Raw genomic sequence first — 9,990 nt, forward strand, 5'->3', positions numbered from 1 at the left:
TGTTGGTGGTGGCAGGATTGCGACGCCTACGAAACAAAATACCCTATCGTTCTAGTTCATGGTGTTTCGGGCTTTAGCGATATTTTAGGTATCGATTACTTTTATGGTGTTAAAAGTGCTCTTAAAGAACGTGGTGCCAAGGTTTATGCGCCGAATGTGACTGCATGGGATGATGCATACCAGCGTGGAGAAGACCTTATTGCAGCATTGGAAGATCTTCGTGCGGCGACGGGTGCGCAGAAATTCAACTTGATGGGCCACAGCTTGGGTGGGCCAACTGTACGCTATGCAGCGGGCGTAAGACCTGACTTGGTTGCTTCGGTAACGACTATCAATGCGGTGAACTTTGGTTCTGACTTCGCTGATGTTGCTCGCGGTATCGTTCCTGTTGGTGGTGGCCTTGAAGCATTGGTCGAAGGATCTCTTAATCTGCTTGGTAACGTAATTGATGCCTTGTCAGGCAACCCTGAGTATGCGCAGGATGCGAAGGCCTCAGTAACGTTCATGACATCGCCAGGCGCTAACCAGTTTAACGCTTTATTCCCGGATGGAAAGCCTAGCTCACGTTGTGGTGAAGGTGCATCTAAAGTAAATGGTATTCGTTACTACTCATGGGGTGGTGATGCGACATTTACCAATGCTTTAGATATTTCAGATGCGTTCTTGATGTTTACGGGTGCAACGATCAGTGGTGCGAACGATGGCTTGGTTGAACGTTGTGACCAGCATTGGGGAGATGTTATCGGTACGCGCTATAACATGAACCATATGGATGCAGTGAATCATGTCTTTGGTATTCACCATCTGTTTGAGACTGATCCTCTAACTTTATATAAGAATCAGGCATCACGCTTGAAGTCTGCTGGACTATAAGCCTTTTACAGCTCCTCTATGCTTTTAGGGGAGCTGTTTTCAGCAGCTAGTAGAACTTCTAACTTTCCAAGAACATAAGGTATCGCTTGTCAATGACTCATCAAACCAAACTAGTTAAGAGAAGCTTTCTATTGGGCGGTGCTGGCGTAGCAGCATTGGCGATGATTGTAAGTACTTTTGTATTTGATGAAGGGGGGGCGGCTCATACTAGTCTCCTCAGTCTGAATCAAGGCAGCAGGTTATCTCAGCTTGAGGATCGGCCATTGGCGAGTGATCAGGCTGAAGGTGTTCAGCTTATCAATGCCCTTGCATACGAGAGTCGACTAGGTACATTGCCTGACTCGCTTCAAGGGACTCAAATGCAGCAAAGTCTGCAGGTGGATGACCAGGGTAACTTACGTATCTCCAGCGATATCAAAAGAGTGTTTGATTACTTCCTTTCGACCATTGAGGAAGAAGAGTTGGATATCGTGCTGGCTAGAATTGATGAATACTTGAGTTACTATTTGCAGGAGCCTGCACTGACTCAGTCAAAACAGATCTTGGCTCAGTATATCTCACTAAAGCAAGCGCTGTATGACTATGAACTCAGTCGCTCAGAGTCAATTAAAGGCATGATGGAGAGCGGAGAGTTAATGGCCGATAAAGGTCGTTATGTCGCTTTGTTAAGTGAGCAGCTAAATGCTCAGTCAGAAATGCGTGCGCAATATTTGGATGCAGAGGTCTACGAGGCATTTTATGCCTCAGAAGAGGCTTATGATCAATATACTCTGGCTAGACTAAGTGTAGAAGCTGAGGAAGGCTTGAGCGAAGAAGAAAAAGCTCAACGACTAGCGCAAGTCGATGCTCAAGCGCCTTATGACATTATAGAGTCCCGTAGAGAGGCTCGTATCACTGACGAATTAAATGCCCGTGTTGCCAAAATAGAAGAAGAGGGTGGCGGCTATGATGAAGTCAGAGCGGTTAGGGTTGAAATGTTTGGTGTTGAAGCAGCTGAACGTTTCGATACTTTGGATCAGGAGCGCGCTCAATGGCAAGCGCGTATTGATAGTTTTCTGGATCAACGACAAGAAATCCTATTGATAGAAGGCTTGAGTGCTGAAGAGCGTCAGGCTCAAGTTGATACATTACGTGCCAGTCAATTTGACTCACGCGAGCAGATTCGAGTGAAAGTTTACGAGCGCAAAGCTGACGTTTAGCCCATCTATTCATTGAGCACTGAACTAACTTTGTGTAGCATCCTCTGTGTTTTAAACATGTGAGGTTGCCGTGCTTATCGAGCGTTTATTCTATATTCGCTGTTCTAGAAAATGAAACAGCTTTTCTTTGCCATGCCTATCGGCATGCGCTACATGATTCTTAGTGCGCTGGGCTTTGCTCTGATGGCTGCTTGCGTTAAAAAAGTCAGCTTGTTGGGTATACCTGTTTTGGAAATCGTTGCTGCGCGAGCTTTGGTTTCCGTGCTCCTGAGCTATGTCGATGTAAAACGTAAGCGCATTTCCCTTCTGGGCAATAATCGCCCCTTGTTAATGCTGCGCGGCGCAGTGGGAACGTTGGCGTTAGTGTGTGTATATTATTCTGTGACACATATGCCTTTGGCTGAAGCCACGGTTCTACAGTATTTACATCCGATTTTTACTGCCATTCTAGCGACTTTCTTTCTTAAGGAGCGATTGCAGTGGTCTCTTGTTATCAGTATCGGTTTTAGTTTTATTGGCTTATTGCTTGTCGCAAGACCTGCTTGGTTGTTTGGCGGAATAGGGACGGACATTGCCAGTTTTGCCTTGATGGCTGCGGTGTTAGGTGCTTTTGGGAGTGGTGTGGCCTATGTTATTGTCCGCAAGCTCAGTCAGACGGAAGACCCTTCCGTGATTGTATTCTACTTCCCTATGGTCGCTTTGCCATTTTCTCTCGTGTTATTGGGGGACGATTTTGTCTTGCCGACAATGGAAGCTTGTTCACTTTTATTTTTGGTCGGGATCTTTACACAGGTCGGGCAAATTGGCTTAACCAAGTCAATGCAAACGGAACCTGCAGGAAGGGCGACAGCGTTTTCTTATCTGCAGGTAGTTTTTTCAGCATTGCTAGGCTGGCTTGTTTTTAGTGAAGTACCAGACATCTGGGTGTGGCTGGGTGCTGGAGCGATACTGGCGGGCGCAATTATTAATATGCTGTCCAGACAGAAGTGAAGCAAACCGGGCGCTCTGATAGATGAGCACCCGTCTCGCTTAGTTAGTCTTATTGAGCAAAAAGGTGTTGAATTGTATTGTCAATTCGAGGCTCAAGTTGGCTGAACTCTTCTAGTGTCGGGCCAACCGAGTCATACCACTTTTGTAAGCTTGCGCTAAGTTGTTGCTCTCGGCTTAGGTTTTCACCTGATGAAGACATTCCTTCTGAAAGCCTGCTAACTTGTAGCTGCATGCGCAGCTCTTTGTCACTTTCCGGTGACTCGATACCTGCAGCGATCTCACAAGCTATACACAAAGAACGTGCCTCTTGAAGTGTCACGCAACGCTCGGGACTTACCGAACCAGCTTTGACAGAGATCCATAAAGTTTTAAGAGTATCTTCCTGAGCTTTAGGAAGCTCAAGTTGCGAGGCAAACTCATCATCAAGGCTCGCATCGGCCTGAGTATTATTGTGATAGACCTCTCTACAGAGCTTAGCCTTACGCTGTACTTCTTGCCAAGCTAATAGGTGCTGCCTGTTTTCTTGGCCAGCGATAAGTTGCTTAAGTTTTTTGAGTAAAGCTTCAAAACGATTTTGAATTTTTTCCAGAGCTTTGCCTTGTACTGAAGGTAGGGACTTATATTCTTTACGGTACTCGCTTAATCTGGCTTTGAGTTCGCTAAGGTTGGTATCGCTTAGGGAATCGAGTTCAGATTCGATACGAGATAGAAGCTCGTTCGCTGCGTTTGAAGCCTTATTCGCCTCTTCTTTCTTTTCATTGCGAACTTGGTCGCGGCGGGCAAATATCTGGTCGCAAATTGCGCGAAATGCTTGCCAAAGCTCTCTTTCTTTCTTATAAGGCGTGATGCCAACCTTTTGCCAGGCTTGTTGTAAGTCCTTTGCACTTTGTATGGCTTGTTCAAGGTTTTCAAGCTCTATAAGCGTCTGCGCCTGATCAATGATTTCTTGCTTCAAGGAGAGGTTCTTGTCTCTTTCTGTATCAAGTTTCTTATCAAAGGCTTTTAAGAGGGCATTGAACTGTTGTTGCATTGGCTTATTGGTTTTGAAATCAACCGGGTAGGCTTCTTTCCATTCAAGGCGAGCTTGTCTGTTAATTTTTTCAGCGCCTTTCCAGTCAGCGTTTTCCCAGTCATTGTTATCAATGAAGTTGCTTAACTCTGTGATGATTTGTTCGCGCTTTGCGGAGTTGTTCTTTTTAAGTTGATTCTGTTCGTCAAAAAAAGCATGGCAAGGTTCGTAAGCCTTGTCGGCCGCTTCTTTAAAGCGCTGCCATAACGATTGGTCTGAAGCACCACCCAAGGTTTTCCATTCCTTTTGCATTGCTTTGATTCGATCGGCTTTATCGCGTGGCTCGATATGTGTGTCGACGAGACGCTCCATTGATTCGCACAGCGCCAGTTGGCGAGGGTTTGATGCATAACCCTGCCAGTCGCGCAGGTCGTTCAACTGGTTAATTCTGAGGTTGAGCATGTTGTGATACTGGTCACTTTGCTTGCTTCCCAGCTTACTGATTTGTCGCTGGATATCTTTGAGTAAAGAGTTGGATTTTTTTAGCTGTTTATCTTCCAAAGACTTGTCGAGTTGCGTGACTAATTGGGAAATCTTGCTTTCAATCTCTTTAGTGTTCTCAGCGACCTGTTGCTTAATTTCAGCAGAATGCCCCAGCGCTTCATTGCTTTGGGAAATAACTTCTGGTTGTGCGTAATCTTTCGGCCAATTTACCTGCTTAAGAAGCTTACGAATTCTTTGGTTGAGCGTATCGAGTTGCGTGCTGTCTTTTTTACCCTGTTTGCTAAGTTCGTCGATCGATTCCTTTAGCTCGGGCTCAGCTTCTTTCAAGAGCGTAAGCGCTTTATAGTACTGACGAATCTCACTCATTAATACTTGATAGTGCTTTGCCTTGTTCTTCTCGACTTTTACATTGCGAGTGACTTCGAGCCAGCGGTTTTCCTGAGTTTTGATTAGCGCGTCAATTGCAGAGATATCATGAAATGAGGGGACCTCCGTGGTGAAGCGCTTAAGTGTTTCAGACAATGTATACAAAGTCGCTTCTTGCTCATCACCACCGGTTTGGATTAAGCGCTCCTGTTCTTCTGCTTCGAGCTTTTCTTGGGCAATTTTATCAATTCTTGCTTGGCACTCAGCTTGGTAGTGAGCAAATTCTTTGCGTTGTGTTTCGTTAGCACTGAGGCTAACTGCCGCCCAACGTTTGCTTAGGTTAAAAAGCTTGGCATCGTAGTGCTGAAGAACCTCGGTTTTTGCGAGGGCGGTAATGTCTGCTAGTGCTTTCTCTATATCTTGTTGCTGTTGACTTCGTTCAGCGATCTGATTGCGGATAGTGGCAAGCTTGGACTTGGCTATATGATAAACCGATTTGTCCTTACCCTTTGCCTGACTCAGCAGTGTGCTTAAGTCTGCTTCTGTTTCGATAAGCTCAGCAGCGGCTTGTCGGAGTTTTGCCATTTTTGCTTTTACTGCAATTTCTAGCAGTGATTGCTTATCTTCAATCCGAGCCAAACCGCTTAGGAAAGCATCTGCCTGATTCGACTTAATGATCATTTGAGTAAGTATTTTATTGTCAGTAATTAGGTCGAAAATACTCAATGACTGAGCGTTAGCCAGCTCGTATAACTTTTCTTCAATTAGAGGCTTTAGTTCGTCTTTAGACTGCGCGTGAAGCGTGATCAGTGCTTGAGGGTCAGTTAAGCGTGATGTGGCGCTTTTTCTGACGGCTACTTGTTCATCGTTTTGTGCAAGCTGAAGTAATATTTGATGATCTTCATTCTGGCCAGGGTTGAGCTCTTTGATTGCTTCAAGTCTGGTTGCTGTATGCTTGCTTTGCCATTTTGGTTTGAATAGCTTGGAAAGAAAAGTAGCCATGCTGGTATCTCGCTTATCTCTGTTTTTAATAATGCTCTTGTAAAGTGTTAGTCCTTTCGAAAAAGGAAACCGTTTTGTCTTAAGACTTTGAGAGTGCGAAAAGTCGAATTCCTACTGACATTGTTGACATAGGAATCTGCTGTTTTTCACGTTATAGTCTTAATTAACTGAACGAGCTTGGATATATTTAAACTCGTTCCAAATGTTGCACCCTGAGGCTTTTGTTAGCTTCAAGAGAGCAATAGGCTCGGGCATTCTAGCGCAGCCTCGCGTAAAAATCTCCACTATTCTCTGGTATTTAGCGGGATTCATTACGTGACGAGAGCCGTATAGGGCCAATATTGAAAAGAGTCGCAGGGCTTTATGGAAAAACGTGGTAAATGAAGAGAGAAGCAGATCTCCAAAGTGTTAAAAATAAAGCCGTAGATCTTCTATCTCGTCGCGAGCATAGTGAACATGAGCTGCGCGAAAAGCTGCAAGGTAAGGGATATGAAGAGGCTCTGGTGGAACAGGCAGTTCAGTCGATGCTAGACGCTGGCTACTTGAGTGACGAACGATATGTGAGAATGATTATTCGTAGCAGCTATGAGAAGGGGCATGGGCCACAGAAAATACGTTTCAAGTTACAGCAAAAGGGTGTGAAGTCTTCAATGGTGAATGAGGGCTTTGAAGCGTTTGAGGGTGACTGGTTTGCCTTGGCTCAGTCTTTACGATTACGAAAATTTAGAGAGCCGCTCAATGATAAAGATCGGGCGCTTTACTACAAAGAGAAGTCTCGACAAATGCGCTTTCTAGCTGGACGAGGTTTTACGATGGAGCAGATATCCTTTGCGTTTGAAGTGCATGAAGATGATGAACAATATTTTGTGTAACTCGCCAATAGATTAATAAATAAGAACAATATTTATAACAAGAGGATGTAGCAAATGATCTCAACCATGATGGATCAGCCTTTAACCATAACTTCAGTGATGGAGTTTGCTGACAAAATTTATCCCCAGCAAGAGATTGTCTCGGTTACCGCAGATCAAGCAAGCTTTCGCTATACCTATGCAGAAGCTTTTCAACGAACGCGTCAGTTAGCTAATGCGCTAAAAGGCTTGGGTTTAAAGCAGGGTGATGTGGTTGCAACGATGGCTTGGAATGATCATCGGCATCTCGAACTTTACTATGCGATTTCCTGTTCAGGTATGGTTTGCCATACGATTAATCCGCGCTTATTTGATGAACAGATTGAATACATTGTTGAACATGCTGAAGATCAATGGCTATTCGTTGACTCCTTATTTGTACCTAAGCTAGAGCAGTTACAAGAGAAAATGCCCAATGTGAAAGGTTTTGTCGTATTGACCTCAGAGGCGAAAATGCCTGAAACCTGTTTACGCAATGTCCAGTGTTACGAAACGCTTATAGCTAAATACGAACCAGAATTTGACTGGCCTGAGCTCGAAGAATCCACAGCTTCTGCCTTGTGCTATACCTCAGGTACTACTGGTAACCCAAAGGGGGTTGTCTATAGTCACAGGTCAACAGTTCTTCATAGTTATGCCAGTAGCTTACCGGATGCCTTTGGCCTTTCGCGCCAGGACGTGGTGATGCCGATTGTTCCCATGTTTCACGTTAATGGCTGGGGGATCGTTTATTCAGCTCCCATGGCTGGCGCAAAATTAGTGATGCCAGGTCCTAAAATGGCTGACGGTGAGACTCTGACCAAATTAATCAATGACGAAAAAATATCGATGTCGGCAGGCGTTCCGACAGTGTGGTTGGCCCTGCTTGCCTATCTGGGTGAAAGTGGTGAGTCAATTGACAGTCTCAAACGTGTGACGGTGGGAGGAGCCGCCTGTCCACTTTCAATCTTTCAAACCTTCAAAGACAAACACAATGTAGATGTAGAGCATGCTTGGGGAATGACCGAGATGAGTCCGCTCGGCACTTATAACAAAATGTCAGCGGCTGATTTTGAGTTGCCGGAAGAAGCGATTACTGAAGCCTTATTACGTCAGGGGCGTCCTATTTTCGGAGTCGACCTACGTATCGTTGATGAAGCTGGGAAGGAATTGCCTTGGGATGGAAAAAGTGCTGGTGCCGTGCAGGTTAGGGGGCCATTTATTACAGAGGGCTACCATAAGTTGGAGGGTGAATTTGCTCCGGGTGGTTGGTTCGAAACAGGTGATGTAGCCTATTTGGATACCGAATCACGAATGCAAATTACTGACCGGACCAAGGATATTATTAAATCGGGTGGAGAATGGATTTCCAGTATCGAACTAGAAAACTTGGCAATGAATCATCCAGATGTGGCTGAAGCGGCAGTGATTGGTGTTGCTCACGAGAAATGGACGGAGCGTCCTTTGTTGGTGTTGGTTAGAAAACCGAATGCAGCACTAAATGAGCAAGAGATCCTGTCTTTCTTTAACGAAAAAGTTGCCCGCTGGTGGATACCCACTGCTTGTGAATTCGTTGAAGAATTACCGCATACGGCAACGGGAAAACTCGATAAAAAGGTGATTCGAGAGCAGTTTAAAGGTTTCGAATGGAAAGAATGATAATTCAGGTCAGAGTAAAAATGCCTGTTTTTACTCTGGCCCCAATTTTTGAACTAAGCCTCTTGCGAGTTCCTTGTTCTTTTGGTTGAGCTTTGGGTCGAAGCCAATGTTCCCCATCCAGCCTCCACCAAATGATAAACACATGATGGAGTAGGCTGTTTGCTCAAGCTCTTTTTCATCTATGTTAGGGTTTAGTTCGGCTAGTTCCTGCTTTAGCCCTAGCAGAAAGAAGTCGTAGATAGACTTCACTGCCGCTTGTACATCTGGGTCGTAAAGGCTTACGGGTAACAAGGCAGCCACCAGACGTGTTGCCGGTAGGTTGTTAAACGCTTCGCTAAATATGTAGTCAAAAGCCGCTTCAAAACGCTTTTCCGGTTCAGCTACGTTCATGCTTTGTTGAACACTGTCTTCAAACTTGCTGATAATTCTCTTTACACCAGCTTCAATAAGCTCCTTGCGATTACCGACATAATGACGAATCATCCTCCTGGCCATGCCAGCTTCTTCAGCAACCATATCCAGTGTCATACCTTGCAGTCCTTTCGTTTCGACGCAGCGTTCAAAGGCATCCAGGATTTCACTGACTCGTTCTACTTTTAAGCTCTTTCTTCCCATTTCTCTTCCGTTAAATTGATGGGCCTATCTATGGCTAGGGATTCTAATGCCTAAAGAGATCTAAATCATTCGTTTCAATAATAAAAAAGAATATAAGTGATCATGAGTGGGAATTTATGTTGAAAAAAAGCATTTTGGGTTATATATTCCCTTTAATGGGAATTTAAATGTTGTTTTAGTCCGAGGTGCATAGATGTTTAATAAGAGACGTATCAAAGTTCGCGGGCCTCAGCCTTCAGGTTTGTCGATTAATCGTGATGAGGCTGGAGTGCCTCATGTCAAAGCATCATCTTTCAAGGACGCCCTTTGGGGGAGCGGTTATGCGCATGCAATAGATCGTGGCACGCAATTGCTAATGATGCGGATACTTGGGCAGGGTCGGCTAACGGAGCTGCTTTCGGATACTGAAGAGTCTTTGGCAATAGATAAGTTCTTTAGGCGAGCAAATTGGTATGGCAATTTAACGCAAGAGTTGAATAAGCTCGATGTCGTCTCACTATCACAGATTCAATCCTACTGTGATGGTGTCAATGCGGGCTTTTCAGCCGGTGAATTTTCTTTAATGAAGCTCTTGGGTTATCAGGCAGAACCTTGGAAAGTGCAGGATATTATTCTTATATCGCGAATGACGAGCTACCTGACTTTGGCGCAATCGCAGGCGGAAGTAGAACGTTTCTTTATTGAATTGACGCAATCAGGCGTCTCTACAGAAGCTCTGGCTGAACTATTTCCCATTGACGTTAAGCGTTTTGACCGTGAACTGGTGGAGAGTATTCAGCTTCAGGAACGAATTGTTCCGCGTGAAGTGATCTGGAATCAGGCCTTGCCTAGAATGATGGCGTCTAACAATTGGGTTGTCGCAGGCAGCCGTACAAAATCTGGG

8 protein-coding genes are annotated in these 9,990 nt (G+C 44.9%); 6 read left to right on the top strand and 2 right to left on the bottom strand.

The features are described 5' to 3' along the window. The 3 genes from A3763_RS13735 to A3763_RS13745 all read left to right on the top strand — a co-directional run. Positions 1-873, top strand: an 873-nt coding sequence (locus A3763_RS13735) for a triacylglycerol lipase (RefSeq protein ID WP_156495093.1), incomplete at its 5' end; no start/stop codon positions are given. Between the two features lie 92 nt (positions 874-965). Then, on the top strand, positions 966-2,072 hold the full coding sequence (locus A3763_RS13740) for a lipase secretion chaperone (protein WP_068514663.1): 1,107 nt from the start codon (positions 966-968) through the stop codon (positions 2,070-2,072). A 111-nt stretch (positions 2,073-2,183) separates the two neighbouring features. Next, positions 2,184-3,062 carry a DMT family transporter gene (locus A3763_RS13745; protein ID WP_068514667.1) on the top strand — a complete coding sequence of 293 codons (879 nt, stop codon included), beginning with the start codon at positions 2,184-2,186 and terminating at the stop codon, positions 3,060-3,062. 49 nt (positions 3,063-3,111) lie between these two features. Here the strand turns inward: A3763_RS13745 and A3763_RS13750 are convergent, their stop codons facing one another. Further along, a complete protein-coding gene (locus A3763_RS13750) occupies positions 3,112-5,943 on the bottom strand; it encodes a DUF349 domain-containing protein (protein WP_068514670.1) in 2,832 nt (943 codons plus the stop codon). A gap of 380 nt (positions 5,944-6,323) precedes the next feature. Here A3763_RS13750 and A3763_RS13755 point away from each other — a divergent pair, with 380 nt between their 5' ends. Both A3763_RS13755 and A3763_RS13760 read left to right on the top strand, forming a co-directional pair. Then, on the top strand, positions 6,324-6,815 hold the full coding sequence (locus A3763_RS13755; RefSeq protein WP_068514675.1) for a regulatory protein RecX: 492 nt from the start codon (positions 6,324-6,326) through the stop codon (positions 6,813-6,815). A 54-nt stretch (positions 6,816-6,869) separates the two neighbouring features. Continuing rightward, positions 6,870-8,492, top strand: coding sequence for a long-chain-fatty-acid--CoA ligase (locus tag A3763_RS13760; protein WP_068514677.1), 1,623 nt, complete (start codon positions 6,870-6,872; stop codon positions 8,490-8,492). Positions 8,493-8,522: 30 nt separating this feature from the next. On the opposite strand, the gene A3763_RS13765 is transcribed toward A3763_RS13760, so the two are convergent. Then, positions 8,523-9,107, bottom strand: coding sequence for a TetR/AcrR family transcriptional regulator (locus tag A3763_RS13765; protein WP_068514680.1), 585 nt, complete (start codon positions 9,105-9,107; stop codon positions 8,523-8,525). A 193-nt stretch (positions 9,108-9,300) separates the two neighbouring features. Here A3763_RS13765 and A3763_RS13770 point away from each other — a divergent pair. Beyond that, a partial coding sequence (locus tag A3763_RS13770; protein ID WP_197482907.1) for a penicillin acylase family protein occupies positions 9,301-9,990 on the top strand: 690 nt, incomplete at its 3' end.

Source organism: Oleiphilus sp. HI0128 (assembly GCF_001635365.1).

Excerpts from the sequence above, each read along its gene's own strand:
- A3763_RS13740 (WP_068514663.1), top strand. The coding sequence starts at position 966 with ATGACTCATCAAACCAAACTAGTTAAGAGAAGCTTTCTATTGGGCGGT.
- A3763_RS13745 (WP_068514667.1), top strand. The coding sequence starts at position 2,184 with ATGAAACAGCTTTTCTTTGCCATGCCTATCGGCATGCGCTACATGATT.
- A3763_RS13750 (WP_068514670.1), bottom strand. The coding sequence starts at position 5,943 with ATGGCTACTTTTCTTTCCAAGCTATTCAAACCAAAATGGCAAAGCAAG.
- A3763_RS13755 (WP_068514675.1), top strand. The coding sequence starts at position 6,324 with ATGAAGAGAGAAGCAGATCTCCAAAGTGTTAAAAATAAAGCCGTAGAT.
- A3763_RS13760 (WP_068514677.1), top strand. The coding sequence starts at position 6,870 with ATGATCTCAACCATGATGGATCAGCCTTTAACCATAACTTCAGTGATG.
- A3763_RS13765 (WP_068514680.1), bottom strand. The coding sequence starts at position 9,107 with ATGGGAAGAAAGAGCTTAAAAGTAGAACGAGTCAGTGAAATCCTGGAT.